Source organism: Pseudomonas sp. D5(2026) (genome assembly GCF_057766845.1).
The window spans coordinates 2,085,782-2,102,713 of sequence record NZ_CM173421.1; the positions used below are offsets into that span (position 1 = coordinate 2,085,782).

Genomic DNA, 16,932 nt, shown 5'->3' on the forward strand with positions numbered 1-16,932 from the left:
CATGACATTGCGATTCACCATCTCCGCTAGTGGCCGAATTCACGGCAGGTAATTGATTGGCAGGAGAACTTCATGCGTGCAGATATCAGCTTTAAGACAACCGATGGCCTGACGCTAAAGGGGTGGCTGTTTACTCCACAGAGCGACGCTGACGCTCACCCCGCCATTGTCATGGCGCACGGTTTCACAGCAGTCAAGGAGCAATACTTGGACCGCTATGCCGAGGCTTTTGCCGAGCAGGGTTTTGCAGTGCTGGTCTACGACAATCGCAACTTCGGCGCCAGCGAGGGCCAGCCTCGTCAGGAGGCCGACCCGCTTTTGCAGGTACGCGATTACCGCGATGCGATCACCTATGTCAGCAGCCTCGACAACATTGATGCTTCGCGGATCGGTATCTGGGGTTCGAGCTACAGTGGCGGCCACGTCTTGCAGGTGGCGGCGTTCGATCGTCGAGTGAAGTGCGTGTCTTCCCAGGTTCCAGCCATCAGTGGCTCGGCCGATGTGCGCATGGCCGTGCGTCCGGACCTGATGCCAGGGCTGATAGAGGCCTTCGAGGCTGATCGTGCGTCGCGTTACGCGGGTGATCACCCGCTGCTCATGGAAGTCGTGAACGAAGACCCGAAATCCGATTGCGCATTGCCGGGTCAGGACTCCTACGACTACTTCATCGATAGCCAGCGCAGCGTGGCGCCGGCCTGGCGCAACGAAGTCACGCTCAAGAGCATCGAGTTGCTCAATGAGTATGAGCCAGCCTACGCGATTGACCGCATCAGCCCCACGCCCCTGCAGATCATCGTCGCCCAGAAGGACACTGTTACCGTTCCGGACCTGGCCCTCAAGGCGTACGAGCGGGCGTTGCAGCCCAAGCATCTGGTACTGCTGGACTGCGGCCACTTTGACCCCTACCTGAGCGAATTTGAAGTCTCAAGCACTGCGGCCATTGAATGGTTCAAGCGCCACCTCTGATCACGCCTACCGCCTTTGAAGGAAACACCTATGTCCGCTGCAAAATGGCCCGAAGCCCACAGCCAATCCAAGGCTCTTTATGATCGCGCCAGCCAGGTCATGCCCGGTGGGATCACCCGTATCCTGCCGTGGCAGGAGCCTTTCCCCGTCTATGCCGGCAGCGGCTCGGGGGCCTATGTCACTGATGTCGACGGTACTCGTCGGCTGGACCTATTGAACAACTTCGCTTCGCTGATCCACGGCCATGCTCACCCGGTGATCGTTGCCGCGATCCAGGAACAGGTCACCAAGGGCTCCGCATTCACGTTGCCTACCGAGCCTGAAGTCGCACTGGCTGAGACCATCTGTGCCCGCGCCGAGGGCTTCGAATGGATTCGCTTCTCCAACTCAGGGTCCGAAGCGGTGATGTGCGCCATCAAGGCCGCTCGCGCTATCACCGGGCGCTCCAAGATCGTCAAGGCTGAAGGGGTGTACCACGGCTCCTACGACTATGCCGAAGTCAGCCTCGACTCGTCGCCGGAAAACTGGGGTGACGACCCCAAGTCCATCGGCTATTCGAAGGGCGTTCCAGAGGGCGTCAAGAACGACGTCGTGGTGATTCCGTTCAATGATGCAAAAGCCGCTGAGCGGATCATTCTCGCCAACCGCGACGACATTGCGGCAATTATCATCGACCCCGCGCCCAGCTACTTCGGTTTCGTTCCAGTCAGTCAAGCCTTCATCGAAATGATTCGCCGCGTCTCGACCGAGATCGGCGCGGTGTTCATTTTGGATGAAGTCATCACCTTCCGCGTTCACAGCGGTGGCGCGCAAACCCGTTTCAACATCAAGCCTGACCTGACCGTGTTAGCGAAGATCATTGGTGGTGGTTTCCCGGTGGGGGCAGTGGCCGGCTCGCGCAAGTTCATGCAGGTGTTCGACCACCGTGAAGGCAAGCCGCTGTTGCCCTGGAGCGGGACCTTCACGGCCAACCCTATCACTATGACGGCCGGCAAGATTGCCTTGGATCTCTACACCCAGGCCGAGTCCGATCGCATGGACGTGCTCGGCGATCGCTTGCGAGCAGGCGTCACCCAGGCCTTTGCCAATGCGGGCTTCCCAGGTCAGGTGACAGGATTCTCGTCCATGTTCATGGTATTTGGTCATCAGCGTCAGGTCCAAGATTACCGCTCCGGTTACTCCAGCAAGGAAGAGATGAAGTGGGTGAGTGCGCTGCAGCGCAACCTGGTGCTTGAGGGCTATCACATTGCTAAGACGGGTAAGGCTTTCCTCTCGACTGTCATGACCGTCGAGGATGTCGATGGCTTTATCGAGGCCACTGAGCGCGCAGCAAAGTTGGCGGTGGCACAACGCTGATGCGGTAGACGGACCACGCGCTTGACCAAGGGGGCATCACGCTGTGATTGCCCCTTTTTTGTTGCAGGCATAGCGGACTGCACGAGGCTGAAATGGACATCGAGGTGGCCACCAGCCACCTGTTACTGTGTGTGCAAGGAATCGATAGTGGTGCACTTACCAAGGAATGTCGGGAGCGTTAAATGCATATTCTCTTGAAAACCACCACCGCTGCTCTGGCAGGACTGATTGCCGCTCAGGCAGTGGCGGCTGATGATCTGACCGTTGTTTCATTCGGCGGTGCCAACAAGGTCGCACAGATAAAGGCTTTCTATGCACCCTGGGAGCAGCATTCCTCAAGCAAAGTGATTGCGGGTGAGTACAACGGTGAAATGGCCCGTTTGAAGGTGATGGTCGACAGCCGCAGCGTTGGCTGGGATGTGGTCGAGGTCGAACTGCCGGAGTTGGCCAGAGGGTGTGATGAAGGCCTGTTTGAAAGCTTGCCTGAGGAACTGTTCGGCTCGCCCTCGCACTATGTTTCGGGAGCAATACAGCCTTGTGGCGTCGGCTTTTTCATCTGGTCGACAGTGCTGGCCTATAACGCCGACAAGCTTACCGTCGCTCCCACCGGTTGGGCCGACTTCTGGGACTTGCGCAAATACCCCGGCAAGCGAGGTCTTCGTAAAACCGCGAAGTTCACTCTGGAGTTTGCTTTGATGGCCGATGGCGTGCCGCCTGCCGAGGTGTATCAGATTCTAGCCACCAAGGCTGGCCAGGATAGGGCCTTCGTTAAGCTTGACCAGATCAAGCCCTTCATTCAGTGGTGGGAGGCGGGCGCGCAGCCTGCTCAATACCTGATGTCGGGCGATGTGGTAATGAGTGCGGCCTATAACGGACGTATCAGTGCAGCGCAGAAGGAAAGCAACCTGAAGGTGGTGTGGGCGGGGGGTATCTACGATTTCGATGCCTGGGCCATCCCGAAAGGCTCTAAAAACGTGGAGGCGGCCAAGCGGTTCATTACCTTCACGTTGGAGCCAGCACAGCAACAGCGTTTTGCCCAGGCTATCGCCTACGGTCCAGCCAACCTTGAGGCTATTTCACTGCTTGACAAGTCCATTCTGGAGGGCCTGCCCACCGCTGAAGATCACATTAGCCAACAGGTGCAGAATAGTACGCCGTTCTGGGCTGACTATGGCGAGTCACTTGAACAACGGTTCAATGCCTGGGCGGCCAAATAGGGCGGTCAAATAACTACAATAAAAAAGGAGGCGCCCAATGGACGCCTCCTTGTTTTGAGTACCGCCGATGGAGTCATTGAGCGGTATAAGCACCGTCAACGGTCAGCAACGAACCGGTCATCCACTGCGCGTCCTCGGAGGCGAGGAATGTCACAGCCTTGGATACGTCTTCGACGTTGCCGATGCGCGGCCAGGGCGTCAGGTCTTCCAGCAGGGTCTTGATCTCGGGGTCGTTCAGCTCCTGGCGGACCATGGCCGTGGCGAGGAACCCTGGGCAAACGGCATTGACATTGATCTTGTGCTGGGCGAAGTCCACGGCCAACTGCCGGGTCAGATTGTTCACGGCCCCTTTGGAGGCGCAGTAAGACGCCTCTTGAGCCAGGCCGACCAGTCCGCCGATGGACGAGATATTGACGATCTTGCCGCGGGTGCCAGAGTCGCTGACTTCCTGTTTCATCATTTGGGTAATCGCGAACTTGCAGCCTAGCCAGGTGCCTTTGGTGTTGACGTTCATGGTCAGGTCGTAATCGGCCTCGGTTTCCTCAACGATGGTCTTGAGCTCGACGGCGACGCCAGCGTTGTTGATCATGATGTCCAGCCGGCCAAAACGTTTGACGGCTTCTTGAACCAGGTTGTCCATGTCGGTGTAGCTGGACACGTTGGCCTTGACGAAAATCGCTTCGCCACCGTTTTGGCGAATCAGGTCGTCGGTATCGATGTGCAGGTCTTTTTCGAAGCCTTCAGGGCGGGCGCTCTTGGAGAGGTCCGAGCACACCAGTTGAGCACCTTCTGCAGCGAGTGCCAGGGCGATTGCGCGGCCGTTGCCTGAGCTTGAACCGGTCACAATGGCTACTTTTTTGTTGAATCGCATTGAATCGCCTCCATCGGCAAAAACGGTCGTCGGTCGAGGGAACTGCCCTCGGTTTTGCAACTGCAAGGTGAGTGTATGAAGCGCGCGCAGGCGAAAACAGGTTCAAAAAGGACAGCTCGTCGCTGCCCTTGATGGTGCGTAATCTCACGCTCCCGAGTGCCTGCGCACGCCGGTTTTTTCAGTTGTCAGTACCCAGCTTACGGGCAATGAATCGTGCAGCCTGCGTGAGTATCCGGTGGCCGGTCGCTATCTTGCCAGCGCTGGTCAGTACCCCATGGGCATGCCATGGCAAGTGCTGGTGCTCCACTTCGGTTCCCGCCCGTGCGGCAGCGGATGCGTAGGCAATCCCCTCATCCGCCAGCGGGTCATGGCCCACGGTGAGGATGAACAGGGGAGGTTGCCGGCGACCTTCAGCGTGTAGCAGCGGAGACAGGCGCGCATCGTGCCAATCCTCACCAGGGGCGGTGTACTGCGCCCTGAACCAGTGCATGGACGCGGCGGTCAGTGGAAACCCCCGGGTGATGCGCTGGTACGAAGGCTGACTGGCGGTAAGGTCAGTGACCGGATAGAACAACGCCTGCCCCTTGAAGGTCATGCCCAGCGCCTGGCAGGCCGGATCATTGGCCAACACCGTGGCCATGTTCCCGCCCGCGCTGTCACCTGCAAGTAGCGTACGCTTGGGGTCGACCCCAAGCTCGCAGGCCTTGTCGGTGATGTACTCAATGGCGGCGAAGCAGTCGTCCAGTGGCACAGGGAAGCGATGCTCTGGCGCCAGGCGGTACTGCACGGCGATCACGGTGGCGTGGGTCCGATTGGCCAGCGAACGGCAAATGCTGTCGTGGCTGTCCAGGTTTCCGATCACCCAGCCGCCGCCATGAATGAACACCACCACAGGCGTCACTGCCGCAGTGGGGATACCCAGGGGGCGGTATACACGAAGGCTTGCTGTACCGCCCGTCACCGGATAGTCCAGCGTGCGGACCTCGGCGACGGGCTCTGCTGCCAGGCCGTTGACGGCGCAGGCCTTCAGATAGTTGTCTCGCGCCTGTGCCAAAGGCACATCCTGGAAGGAGATTTCACCACCATCCCTGAAGGCCTGGACCAGGCCGACCGCATCGGCGGCCACCTGCTCCAGAGGGATAGCCTGGGCTATCAGGTCGCTCATGGATGCGCGGTCTCCTTGGCCGACAGCAGGCGGTAATCATCCAGGTTCCAGTCGGCGGCCAGGGCCTTGTATTCATCCACGGTGCCCGACCAGTTATTGATGACCTTGCCAGCCGCGTTCTTGTACCAACTGGAGCAATCCGAGGAGAACGCCGAGGACTGCATGTTGGTCTGCAGCGAATCATTGTAGGTGTTGAAGTTATCGACCTTGACGTCCAACGCGGTGTGCGGGTTGTCAGCGAGCCCTTGTACGGCCTGGATGATGTAACGCTGCTGGATCTCGAGCATGGTAATGATCGAGTTGTGGTTCAGGTTGGTGTTAGGCCCATAGATCATGAACATGTTCGGGAAGCCCGGCACGGTCATTCCCAGGTAGGCTTCGGCGCCTTGTTCCCAGCGTTGGTGCAGGGTTTGCCCTTGGGCACCTGTCACTTGCAGATCACCCTGGAAGGCCTGGCTTTCAAATCCGGTGCCGAAGATCACGGTGTCCAGCTCGTGCAGTAAGCCGTTCTTGTCGACGATGCCTTCTGGCACGAAATGGTCGACGGCGGCGGTTTCCAGGCTGACGTTGCTACGCATCAGCGCGGGATAATAGTCATCGGAACGCAGGATTCGTTTGCAGGCGAACTCGTAGTCTGGGGTCAGCTTGGCGCGCAGCGCTTCATCAGGCACCTGGGTCGCCAAGTGGTCGGTGGCCATCTTGATGCCTTCCTGCTGCGCATCGGTGCCGTGGCGGGTACGGGCAAAGCCGTTCTCGCGGAATGTGTGAAGGGTACGTCGGCTTTCGTCGAACAGTTCTGGTTGTGCGCTATACGCATCCAGTTGCGCTTGGGTGAAAACGATCTGGTTGCGCGGCATGATCCAGTTGGCGCTGCGCTGGAACACGGTCAGATGGCTTGCTTGTTTGGCCACCTCCGGCACGTACTGCACGGCGCTGGCCGCTGCCCCGATGCTGGCGACTTTCTTGCCGGTGAGGTCCAGTCCTTCCGGCCATTGGGCTGAGTGGAAGTAGTCGCCGGCAAAGCTGTCCAGCCCTTTGAACTCCGGGATGGCAGGCTTGTTGAGTTGCCCCCAGGCGGGTACGAAAAAACGGCCCTGCACTTGCGTGCCGTCGGCTAGTTCGAAGGCCCAGGTGTTGGTCTGCTCGTCCCAGTTGGCCTGGCTCAGCTCACTGTTGAGCTTGACGTGCTGCATCAACGCATAACGGTTGGCCAAGGAATCCATGTAGTTCAGCAGCTCGTCGCGGTCAGCGTACATCTTGCTGACGCGCAGGTGCGGGTGAAAGCTATAGCAGTACAGGTGCGATTCGGTGTCGCAAGCGGCGCCTGGGTAGGCGTTGTCGCGCCACACACCACCAATGCGTGCACCCCGCTCAAGAATGATGAAGTTGTCTATGCCTTGCATCTTCAATTGGGCGCCCATGCCCAGGCCGCCGAAGCCTGCGCCGAGGATAACGATGTCGTAGGGTTTCTGTGCTGTGTTCAACATGAATCGATTCCTTGTAGAAAGGCGAGAAGGGGGCGGTCAGCTCAAAAGGCTTTCTTGTAAAGGGCCAGTGCGTCGGCTTCGCGTATCTCGACGGGGTTGTTCATCAACAGGCGTTCTTGCTTCATGGCGTCGTGGGCCAACAGCGCCAGGCTGTCCTCAGTGACCTTCACATCACGCAGGCGACGTGGGGCGCCGGACTGGTTCATCAGGTTCTCCATGAACTCGACGAAACGGGTGGCACGGCTAGTAATCGTTGTCGTGCTCGGGCCGAGCAAGACATCACCCAACTCGGCATACAGCGGTGCTGCGGCGCTCAAGTTGAAGCGCAGCACCGGGCCCAGCATCAATGCATTGGAGAGCCCGTGGGGGATGTGGTAGTGGCCGCCCAGCGGATACGCCAGGGCGTGCACGGCAGCCACAGGGGCGTTGGCGAACGCCTGTCCGGCCAGGGTCGCGCCGAGCAGCATGGCTTCCCGAGCCAGGCGATTCTTGCCGTCTTCGCAGGCGGTAACCAGATTGCCTGCCAGCAACCTCAAGGCCTCGCGAGCGAGCGCATCCGATACTGGGTTCTTGCGGTGACGGCTGGTGTAGGCCTCGATGGCATGTACCATCGCGTCGATGCCGGTGGCGGCGGTGATCAAAGGTGGCAGGCCGGTGGTCAGCTCGGCATCGAGGATGACCTTGTCGGCATACAGCTGGTTGGACACGACGCCCATTTTGGTCGTCTCGCCGGTGGTCAGGATGGTGATGTTGGTCACCTCCGAGCCAGTGCCTGCGGTAGTGGGGATCTGCACCAGTGGCAAGCGTGTGCCCTTGACCTTGCCGATACCGTACAGGTCGGCCAATGCTTGTTGGGAGGGGATCAGCACCGCGGCCAGTTTGGCGATGTCCATCGATGAGCCGCCGCCCAGACCGAGCACCAGGTCCACGTTCGCAGCGCGGGCCTGGCCGACGCAGTCATGCAGCACGGCTTCAGGCGGGTCGGCGACCACATCGTCGAATACGCTGACTGCAAAGCCGGCCTCAAGCAGTGATGCCTTGGCAGCGTCGAGCAGGCCTGCGGTGTGCAGGAACTTGTCGGTAACAATCAGTAGGTTGCGACGCTCGGTCCAGTCTCCCAGTAGGTTGCCCAGGCGGCGTGCGGCCCCCCATTCGGCAACGATCGAGGCAACGGTGTCGAAAGTGAACGGTTTGAAGATGCTCATGAGCTGGGATTCCTGAGGAAGAGGGTTCGCGGTCGATGGCTCATTTAAGAGCACCGGTGGCTGGCCCTGCTTCAACCTGAAGGTGGAAATTGCCGGATACACGGGTGGAGAAAGCAGGTTGGGCAGAAGCGGGGCGGGTGATTTTGTCCATCTCGAACCTGTTGCAATCCCACCCTGGGGTTGAAGATCCAGGCATGGCATCGCGCTATAAACATGGCCAATAACGACAAGATCCAAAGCCACTGGAGGAATGATGAACCTGCCTCATCAACCGAAGTTTCTGGCGAGCACTGAAAGCTTCAAACCCTCGCCCCTGCTGATTGCAGGCCTGCTTGAGGCCGGTGTGCGCGCAGCGGGAAGCAATTCGATCGTCTATCGAGACATCAGTCGCTACGACTACCCGACGCTCAATCGCCGTGTTCATCAGTTGGCCCATGCGCTGGTCGAATTGGGCGTCAAGGCAGGGGATACGGTGGCGGTGCTGGACTGGGACAGCCATCGTTATCTGGAGTGTTTTTTCGCTATCCCGATGCTGGGAGCGGTGCTGCACACGGTGAACGTGCGCCTGGCGGCCGAGCAGGTGCAGTTCACCATGGCGCATGCCGAAGACACCCTCGTGCTGACCCATCGCGATTTCATTCCGCTATTAGAGTCGATCGACAGCCAGCTTCCCAGCGTTCGGGGTTATGTACTCTGCGAGGGTCAGGAACATTGCCCTGAAACGTCATTGCCTGTGCTGGGCGAGTACGAGGCGCTGTTGACTTGTCAGCCTACGCACTTCGAATTCCCGGAGTTTGACGAAAATGCAGTGGCAACCCTGTTCTACACCACCGGCACCACCGGCAACCCTAAAGGAGTTTATTTCACCCATCGACAACTGGTGCTCCACACTCTGGCCGGCGCCACTGCCCATGCCAGCGCCGGGTCGCCTTTGCTTAGCCGTGACAAGGTCTACATGCCCATCACCCCGATGTTTCATGTGCATGCGTGGGGCGTGCCTTACATCGCGACGATGATGGGGTGCAAGCAGGTGTATCCTGGGCGGTACGAAGCGAAACTCTTGGCATCGCTGATCGAAAGCGAGTGTGTCAGCTACTCCCACTGCGTGCCCACCTTGTTGGCCATGGTGCTGGATGCGGCTGAGGCATCACAGGTCGATCTATCCGGCTGGCATGTGCTGGTGGGTGGTTCGGCGTTGTCTGCCGGCCTTGCGCGCAAGGCCTTGGCCATGAACGTCGACGTGCGGGGGGCGTACGGTATGTCGGAAACCTGCCCGATCATTTCGTTGACCTGTTTGCCGGCTGACCTTGCCCCGGACGACGAAGAACAACAGTTGCACTGGCGCTGCAGTGCGGGAGTGATTGCGCCGCTGGTGCAAATGAAGTTGGTGGATGAAGCGCATCAAGCATTGCCTCAAGATGGTCATCAGGTCGGGCAGTTGCTGGTACGCAGTCCTTGGCTTACGACTGGTTATTTCAAGGACCCTGACAGCAGCGAGAAGCTGTGGCAGGGTGGTTGGCTGCACACAGGGGACGTCGCCAGCATCGATCCCAATGGGCTGGTTCATATCCATGATCGGCTCAAGGACTTGATCAAGACGGGTGGAGAATGGATCTCTTCCCTGGATATCGAAAGCCTGATCAGCCGCCATCCGCACGTCAGGGAATGCGCTGTGGTGGGGTTGCCGGATGCTCGTTGGGGGGAGCGCCCTGTGGCATTGATAGTGCAGACCTCGTCGACCGCAGCGCTGGATGTCGAGGCGCTGAAGACGCACTTGATGAGCTATGTGAACCAGGGGGCGCTGTCCAAGTGGGCCATTCCTACTGAGGTGCGTGTCGTGGCGGACATTCCCCGTACCAGCGTCGGCAAGCTGGACAAGAAATTGATTCGTACACAATTCTGAAACGCTCGGAGGCAAGCGTGCAGGCACTCCCGTGGTCCTAATGAAGATACCCATCGATACGAGCAAATTCCGCCCGGCGCCCTTACCCTGCACGCTGATCCCGCGGCCTCGGGGGCTGGGGATGATTGTCGACTCGTTACATGCGCAGAGCGTACTGACCTTGTTGCGTGCGCCTTTGGGCTATGGCAAGTCGGTGCTGATGAGCCAACTGCTGGAGCAGTTGGGTACCGCCCAGGGCTTTTACCGTATCGACCGGTCGGATAACGAACCGGTCAACTTCCTAGGCCACCTGTATCAACTGTTGTTCAAACAGGGGCTGCCGGATGCCATGGACAGGGAGCAGGCCTGGGTGGCCATCCGCAGCCACCTCGACAGCCTGACTGCACCCTACACGCTGTGCCTGGACGATCTGCACCTGCTGCGTTCATCGCGGGTGCTCGGCTATCTCGACGCGCTGCTGCACCATCCGCCCAGGTATTTGCAGATTGTCGCGAGCAGCGAGGGCTTACCGGCACTGGGGTTGAGTCATCTGCGGCGGGACAGGCGTCTGCAGGTACTGGGCCCGCGTGACCTGGCGCTCGATGGCGAAGAAACCCAGCAATTGTCACTGGCCCAGGGTCTGGCGCTGGAGCCTGCGTTTCTCTATCGCTTGCAGGCAGGGAGCGAGGGCTGGATCAGCGGCGTGCTTTTCTGGTGCTCGGCCTATCGAGATTTACCTGGTGTCGACAGCCAGTCCGAACGGCTTGCGCGGGCCGTTCAGGATTCCTATCGGCAAATCGGGCTGTTCATCGAAGAGGAGCTGCTGCGACGATTGCCTCAGGGGCTGGTCGGGTTCATTGAGCGCACCTCAGTGGTGGGCGCTTTTGACCTTGAACTGGCGACGGTCCTGAGTGGTGACCGACAGCCCGAGTTGCAGTTGCGCAAGCTGTTGCACCTGGACTTGTTCATCGAGGAACGGGCGGGTGAGCGTTTGCGCTATCAGTACCATCCGGCCTTGCGCTTGACCGCGCAACAACGGCTGCGCCGGCGTGATGCCCAGAAACTGTTGCAACTGCATCAGCAAGCGGCTGATTGGCTGTTGGCCAATGCCTTTTATGCCCAGGCGGTGTATCAGTACGGTCGGGCAAAAAACACCCAGGCGTTGTTTCATACGGTGGAGCAACACACCTTTGACCTGCTACGTGAGGGTGAAATCAACGCAATCGTCGATTTTCTCGGCCATGCGCTGCGTGACAGCGATTCCGACCACCTGAACCTGGCCATGACCGAAGCCTCGACCCTGATCGTGACCAACGACATTGAGCGCACGCGCGTTTGTATCGGTGCGTTGAAGCGCCTGAGTCGGCAGCCGGGTCAGTATCACCTGGATCGGGTGATGCAGACGATTGCATTTCTGCGCAGCCACCTGTCGTGGTTGGGTGGCAACCTGCGTCACGGGGTGGATGTGGTGCGTACTGCCCTGGAGTACTACCCCGCAGCCAATGCAGCGACTGCAATCCTGTATGCCAACAGTGCCGGCTGCCTGGCAGCGCTGGGCCGCTTGGACGATGCCCAGCGCCAGAACGAAGAGGCCCTGAGGCAGTTGTCGGCACTGGGCTTTAAGGGCTACACCCATCGCTTACACTTGCAGGCTGCCCAGATCGAACTGGCCCAAGGCAAGACCGAGCACGCCCGGCAGCGCTTCTTCGAAGGCGCCCTTGAACATCATGGGCGTAAGAGGTCGGGTAGTTTCTACGACGCCTTCCTGCATTTGGGCCAAGGGTTGATTCTGATGCAACGCAATGCCTTGAACGCTGCCTCCATCAGCCTGGCCAAGGCCGAGAAAATCGCGATGGATTTCCCGCACAGTGCTGCGCTGGCGCTGATTTTCCATCATCAGGCCTGTCTGTTCGACGCGCTCGGAGATCCTGCCCGTGCCGTTGCGCGTTGGGATGAGGCACGGCGCCTGGCCAGGACGTTCGGGCAATGGCGCGTGTATCGGCTGGCAGGCGCCTGGAGGGTCCGGCATGCCGTTCGCCATGGCGATCAGAATTTTCTCCTGGATTGGCTGGGGGAGTGGCATTGGTGCAAGCAGCGATACGCTGAGGATGTTCAGCCCGACGAGACCCTCGCTTATGCCTGGGTGCAACGTCACCTTGGGCAGCGGGCGGTGGTGGTGCAACGCTTGCAGGCACTCAACGAGTTGGCCGAGGAGCAGCACCACCGAAGGCTCAAACTGGACCTGTTGCTGCTTGAGGGCAGTATGGCCATGGACCAGAGCGATCAGCCACATGCTATGCGCGTGCTGGACGAGGCGCTTGCCTTGGCCTGCGAGCACCAGTTGGGCCAATTGCTGCATTTTGAAGGGGGAAGCCTGAGTGATCTGTTCCAGCAGTTGATCTCGCCTGAAGCTCGTAAGCAGTATGAGCTGCAACGAGCTCTGCCCAGCCCGCAACAGTTGAAGCAGCTGATGCCGAGCCTATTCAAAACGCTCGAACCGGCCCAGCGTCTGGCCGAGCCTCTGACTCGGCGTGAGCGTGAAGTGTTGCAGCGTATGGCAAAGGGGCAGAGCAATGCCCAAATCGCCGAATCCCTGTTTGTCAGCCTGAGTACCGTCAAGACCCATATCAATAACCTGTTTCGCAAGCTTGAGGTCAATGACCGCGATGAGGCCGTGCGTAAGGCCCGCAGTGTGGGCTTGCTGAGCTGACCCTCCACCCAGGGTCGTGACAATTCCATCCCAAACTCCACCCATGGTTTGAAGCACGGCCCAGCGTACGCTGATACAACATCAAAGACGTTTTCGCTCATGACTCTTCACGGCGGGATTCACTTTTATGTTGCTCAACGAACGCGATCTTCAGTTTCTGCTGTACGAGTTTCTTGATACTCAGGCCCTGCTCGGGCGTGAGCGTTACGCCGAGCATGACCGTTCGGTATTTGACGCCACGCTTGCAACTGCACGTCAGGTGGCGGCCGAGTTTTTCGCACCGCACAATCACAAGGCCGACCATAACGAGCCCATCTTCGATGGTGAGCGCGTCAGCTTGATTCCTGAAACCGGACAGGCCTGGGCAGCGTTTGCCGATGCCGGTTTCCTGTCTGCGCACCACGACTTTGCCGACGGTGGCCTGCAATTGCCGGAAGTGCTTCTACGTGCCTGCATGGCGTACTTCAATGCCGCCAATATCGCCACCACGGGGTACCCGTTCCTGAGTATTGGCGCGGCGAACCTGATCAAGAGTTTCGCGAGCCGCGAGCTGCAGCAGCGTTTCCTGCCGGCCATGTTCGCTGGTCGTTTCAGTGGCACCATGGCGTTGACCGAGCCGGGCCAGGGTTCGGCGTTGGGTGACCTGCGCACCCGTGCGGTGCCGGCTGACGATGGCAGCTACCGGGTGTTCGGGCAAAAGATGTTTATATCGGGGGGGGACCACGAGATCACCGAAAACATCGTGCATCTGGTGCTGGCCCGCATCGAAGGCGCACCTGCCGGGGTGAAGGGGATCTCGTTGTTCGTGGTGCCCAAGTACAACGTCAATGCGGATGGCTCGATCGGGCCGCGCAATGATGTGGCCCTTGCCGGGCTGTTGCACAAGATGGGTTACCGCAACACCACCTCGACCGTACTGAGTTTCGGCGAGCGCGATGGCGCGGTCGGCTATCTGGTGGGCGAAGCCAACAAAGGTCTGGCCTATATGTTCCAGATGATGAACGAAGCCCGGATCGGTGTCGGCCTGGGGGCTGCCAGCCTTGGCTACCAGAGTTATCTGCATGCGCTTAATTACGCCCGCGAGCGGCCCCAAGGGCGTCTGGCCAGCTGCAAGGACCCTTTGACGCGCCAGGTGCCTATCATCGAGCACGCTGACGTGCGGCGCATGCTGCTGATGCAAAAGGCCTATGCCGAGGGCTCCATGGCGCTGTGCCTCTACGCCAGCAGCCTAGTTGAAGATGCCCACACCGAGAGCACCGAGCAGGCTCGCGATGACGCTGCGCAACTGCTCGATCTAGTCACCCCAATGGTCAAGACCTGGCCGTCGCGTTATGGCCTGGTGGCCTCCGACCTTGGCATCCAGATCCTCGGCGGTGCGGGCTATACCCGCGAGTATCCGCTGGAGCAGTTGTACCGAGACAATCGTCTCAATCCCATCCATGAAGGCACCGAGGGTATCCAGGCCCTTGACTTACTCGGCCGCAAGCTGGGTTTGAAGGGCGGTCGGGGCTATGCCTTGTTCCTCGAACAGGTCAGCCACAGCCTGCAGCAGGCAGGCGGGTTGAATGAATGCGGAGCGTTGGCCCAGCGACTGGCCGAAGGCCTGGCGATATTGAAAGAGGTGACCACCTCATTGCAGCAACAGGTCGCAGAGGATGCAGACCTAGGCCTTTCCAATGCCACGGCCTACCTGGACCTGTTTGGTCGTGTGCTGGTGGGTTGGGTGTGGTTGCGCCAGGCGCTGATTGCCGAGCGCGCCCTGCTCGACGGTGCTGCTGAGCTAGAAAGCGACTTCTACCGCGGCAAGCTGCACACGGCGAAGTACTACATGGAATGGGAGTTGGTCCAACTTCAGGGCATCGCCCAATTGCTCTGTGCCGGTAACAGCGCTTGCCATGACATGCAGAACCGCTGGTTCTGACCTCCCTCAATAGCCTTCAGTTTTCAGGAATACGCTCATGACGACACTGATTGATTACCGGTTGGAAGGCCAGGTGGCCCTGATCGGGCTGGCTCGACCTCCGGTCAATGCGCTGGGCCAGCCGCTGCGCGCGGCACTGGCCGAGGCGTTCGAGCGGGCCCTGGCCGATGCCCAGGTGTGCGCCGTGGTGATTCATGGGCAGGGCCGGGCTTTCAGCGCCGGTGCCGATATCAGCGAGTTTGGTTCGCCGGCCGCGTTCGCGACGCCAGACCTTGCCAGCCTGTTGTGTCGGCTGGCCGAGTCGCCCAAACCGCTGGTCGCAGCGATTGCCGGTACTGCGCTGGGGGGCGGCCTGGAAACCGCGCTGGCATGTGGTTACCGCATCAGCGCTGCGAATGCCACGTTGGGCCTACCGGAAACTCGCATCGGCCTGTTGCCCGGCGCCGGCGGTACTCAACGGCTGCCCCGCCTGATCGGTGCGCAAGCGGCACTGGAGATGATCATCAGCGGTGAGCCGGTGTCGGCGTCCAAGGCTCTGGCGCTGGGATTGGTTGACCAGGTGGTTGCAGAAGGGGAAGACTTGCTGGCGGCGGCGACAGCGTTTGCCGCCGCCCGAGTGGCCGAATCAGCACCGGCCCAGCCAGCCTGGCGCCATGCGGACCCGGCACAAGGGTTACCGAGCCAATTCTTCGACGAATACGCGGCCACCCACGCTCGGCGTTGGAAGGGGCAGTTGGCGCCTGTCCTTGCCCTGCAAGCTGTTCAGGCGGCCTGCAGTGGTTCGTTGCAAGCGGGCTTGGCCAAAGAGCATGCGCTGTTTGCGCAGGCCGAATCCTCTGCCCAGTCAACGGCCTTGCGCCACCAGTTTTTCGCCCAGCGCGAAGCCTTGAAGATACCGGGCGTCAGCAAAGACATCGCACTTCGCCCGGTGCAGCGTGTTGCCGTGATCGGCGCGGGGACCATGGGCGGCGGCATCGCCATGAACTTCGCCAATGCCGGCATCCCGGTCACCCTGCTGGAACTCAAGGGCGAAGCGCTGGACCGGGGGCTCGCGCAGATTCGCAAGCAGTACGACAGCAGCGTCAAACGCGGCAAGCTGACCCCGCAGCAACTCGACGCACGTATGGCCCTGATCACAGGAACCCTGGAATACGCCGACATCGCCCAGGCCGACCTGGTGATTGAGGCCGTGTTCGAGCGCCTGTCGATCAAGCAGAACGTCTTCCGCACCCTGGATGAGGTGTGCAAGGCGGGTGCCATTCTGGCGACCAACACGTCAACCCTGGATGTGGACTTGATTGCAGCCGTCACCCGACGCCCGCAAGACGTGATCGGGCTGCACTTCTTCAGCCCCGCCAACATCATGCGCCTGCTGGAAGTGGTGCGCGGACGCGAGACATCGGCGCAAGTGCTGGCGACCACCCTGGACCTTGCCCGGCGTATCGAAAAGATCGCCGTTGTTTCCGGTGTGTGTTTTGGCTTTATCGGCAACCGAATGCTCGAACCCTATGCCCGTGAAGCGCACCGGCTGGTACTGGAAGGCGCAACCCCGGCCCAGGTGGACGGCGTGCTGACCGACCTGGGTCTGGCGATGGGCGTGCTGTCGATGTACGACTTGGCCGGGATCGATGTCGGCTACCTGGTGCGTGAGTCCCGGCGTGAAGCGATTGCCCATGACGCCAGCTATTTCAAGCTGGCGGATGAGTTGTACAGCCACGGCCATTACGGGCAAAAGACCGGTCGCGGTTTCTACCGCTATGAAGGTCGCGAGCGTATCGAGGACTATGAGGTGGTGGCCTGCGCGGAGGTGCTGGCCCATGAGCTCGGCATTGCGCGTCGAGCGATCAGTAATGAGGAAATTCATGATCGCTGCCTGTTCATGCTGATCAACGAAGGCATCCAACTGCTGGATGAGGGTATTGCCCAGCGCAGCGGTGATATCGACCTGGTGTGGATCAATGGCTACGGCTTCCCGGCCTGGCTCGGCGGCCCTCTGCACTATGCCGAGCGACTCGGGCTAGGCCGGGTCCTGGCAGGTATCGAGCACTACCGTGAGCAACTGGGCGGGTACGGGCAGATGTGGTTTGAGCCGGCCCCTTTGCTGCAACGCCTGGTGGCCGCTGGGCACGCTCGCATTCAGCGCCTTTAAGGC

General features: G+C 60.1%; 11 protein-coding genes. 7 read left to right on the forward strand and 4 right to left on the reverse strand.

Translation table 11 applies throughout. The annotated features are described in order from the left end of the window. Positions 1 to 72: 72 nt before the first annotated feature. The 3 genes from AC3B5Q_RS09500 to AC3B5Q_RS09510 all read left to right on the forward strand — a co-directional run bounded on the left by AC3B5Q_RS09500 (position 73) and on the right by AC3B5Q_RS09510 (position 3,539). Positions 73 to 966, forward strand: coding sequence for an alpha/beta hydrolase (locus AC3B5Q_RS09500; RefSeq protein WP_488393037.1), 894 nt, complete (start codon positions 73 to 75; stop codon positions 964 to 966). Between the two features lie 30 nt (positions 967 to 996). Continuing rightward, positions 997 to 2,322 carry an aspartate aminotransferase family protein gene (locus tag AC3B5Q_RS09505; protein WP_488393038.1) on the forward strand — a complete coding sequence of 442 codons (1,326 nt, stop codon included), beginning with the start codon at positions 997 to 999 and terminating at the stop codon, positions 2,320 to 2,322. Between the two features lie 182 nt (positions 2,323 to 2,504). Next, a complete protein-coding gene (locus AC3B5Q_RS09510) occupies positions 2,505 to 3,539 on the forward strand; it encodes an ABC transporter substrate-binding protein (RefSeq protein WP_441252849.1) in 1,035 nt (344 codons plus the stop codon). 73 nt (positions 3,540 to 3,612) lie between these two features. Here AC3B5Q_RS09510 and AC3B5Q_RS09515 read toward each other — a convergent pair whose 3' ends face one another. The 4 genes from AC3B5Q_RS09515 to AC3B5Q_RS09530 all read right to left on the reverse strand — a co-directional run bounded on the left by AC3B5Q_RS09515 (position 3,613) and on the right by AC3B5Q_RS09530 (position 8,267). Then, the gene (locus AC3B5Q_RS09515) at positions 3,613 to 4,410 is read right to left on the reverse strand and encodes an SDR family NAD(P)-dependent oxidoreductase (RefSeq protein WP_047604795.1); all 798 of its coding nucleotides are present in this window, start codon (positions 4,408 to 4,410) and stop codon (positions 3,613 to 3,615) included. A 178-nt stretch (positions 4,411 to 4,588) separates the two neighbouring features. Then, positions 4,589 to 5,575, reverse strand: a complete 987-nt coding sequence (locus AC3B5Q_RS09520; protein WP_441252848.1) for an alpha/beta hydrolase — start codon at positions 5,573 to 5,575, stop codon at positions 4,589 to 4,591. Continuing rightward, entirely contained in the window at positions 5,572 to 7,062 is a 1,491-nt protein-coding gene (locus tag AC3B5Q_RS09525) for a flavin-containing monooxygenase (protein WP_441252847.1), read from the reverse strand. Before AC3B5Q_RS09525 ends, AC3B5Q_RS09520 begins: the two co-directional genes overlap by 4 nt. 41 nt (positions 7,063 to 7,103) lie before the next feature. Next, on the reverse strand, positions 7,104 to 8,267 hold the full coding sequence (locus AC3B5Q_RS09530) for an iron-containing alcohol dehydrogenase (RefSeq protein ID WP_441252846.1): 1,164 nt from the start codon (positions 8,265 to 8,267) through the stop codon (positions 7,104 to 7,106). Positions 8,268 to 8,520: 253 nt separating this feature from the next. Between AC3B5Q_RS09530 and AC3B5Q_RS09535 the strand changes: the two genes are divergently transcribed. The 4 genes from AC3B5Q_RS09535 (at position 8,521) to AC3B5Q_RS09550 (ending at position 16,929) form a co-directional block, all read left to right on the forward strand. Continuing rightward, positions 8,521 to 10,170, forward strand: a complete 1,650-nt coding sequence (locus AC3B5Q_RS09535; protein WP_441252845.1) for a fatty acid--CoA ligase — start codon at positions 8,521 to 8,523, stop codon at positions 10,168 to 10,170. A gap of 121 nt (positions 10,171 to 10,291) precedes the next feature. Next, positions 10,292 to 12,859, forward strand: coding sequence for a LuxR C-terminal-related transcriptional regulator (locus tag AC3B5Q_RS09540; RefSeq protein WP_488393039.1), 2,568 nt, complete (start codon positions 10,292 to 10,294; stop codon positions 12,857 to 12,859). A gap of 127 nt (positions 12,860 to 12,986) precedes the next feature. Next, on the forward strand, positions 12,987 to 14,780 hold the full coding sequence (locus AC3B5Q_RS09545; RefSeq protein ID WP_441252843.1) for an acyl-CoA dehydrogenase: 1,794 nt from the start codon (positions 12,987 to 12,989) through the stop codon (positions 14,778 to 14,780). 37 nt (positions 14,781 to 14,817) lie between these two features. After that, on the forward strand, positions 14,818 to 16,929 hold the full coding sequence (locus AC3B5Q_RS09550) for a 3-hydroxyacyl-CoA dehydrogenase NAD-binding domain-containing protein (protein WP_441252842.1): 2,112 nt from the start codon (positions 14,818 to 14,820) through the stop codon (positions 16,927 to 16,929). The last annotated feature ends 3 nt before the right edge of the window (positions 16,930 to 16,932 follow it).

Bases quoted from the DNA above. Each gene is read 5' to 3' on its own strand.
- AC3B5Q_RS09500 (WP_488393037.1), top strand. From the start codon at position 73: ATGCGTGCAGATATCAGCTTTAAGACAACCGATGGCCTGACGCTAAAG.
- AC3B5Q_RS09505 (WP_488393038.1), top strand. From the start codon at position 997: ATGTCCGCTGCAAAATGGCCCGAAGCCCACAGCCAATCCAAGGCTCTT.
- AC3B5Q_RS09510 (WP_441252849.1), top strand. From the start codon at position 2,505: ATGCATATTCTCTTGAAAACCACCACCGCTGCTCTGGCAGGACTGATT.
- AC3B5Q_RS09515 (WP_047604795.1), bottom strand. From the start codon at position 4,410: ATGCGATTCAACAAAAAAGTAGCCATTGTGACCGGTTCAAGCTCAGGC.
- AC3B5Q_RS09520 (WP_441252848.1), bottom strand. From the start codon at position 5,575: ATGAGCGACCTGATAGCCCAGGCTATCCCTCTGGAGCAGGTGGCCGCC.
- AC3B5Q_RS09525 (WP_441252847.1), bottom strand. From the start codon at position 7,062: ATGTTGAACACAGCACAGAAACCCTACGACATCGTTATCCTCGGCGCA.
- AC3B5Q_RS09530 (WP_441252846.1), bottom strand. From the start codon at position 8,267: ATGAGCATCTTCAAACCGTTCACTTTCGACACCGTTGCCTCGATCGTT.
- AC3B5Q_RS09535 (WP_441252845.1), top strand. From the start codon at position 8,521: ATGAACCTGCCTCATCAACCGAAGTTTCTGGCGAGCACTGAAAGCTTC.
- AC3B5Q_RS09540 (WP_488393039.1), top strand. From the start codon at position 10,292: ATGATTGTCGACTCGTTACATGCGCAGAGCGTACTGACCTTGTTGCGT.
- AC3B5Q_RS09545 (WP_441252843.1), top strand. From the start codon at position 12,987: ATGTTGCTCAACGAACGCGATCTTCAGTTTCTGCTGTACGAGTTTCTT.
- AC3B5Q_RS09550 (WP_441252842.1), top strand. From the start codon at position 14,818: ATGACGACACTGATTGATTACCGGTTGGAAGGCCAGGTGGCCCTGATC.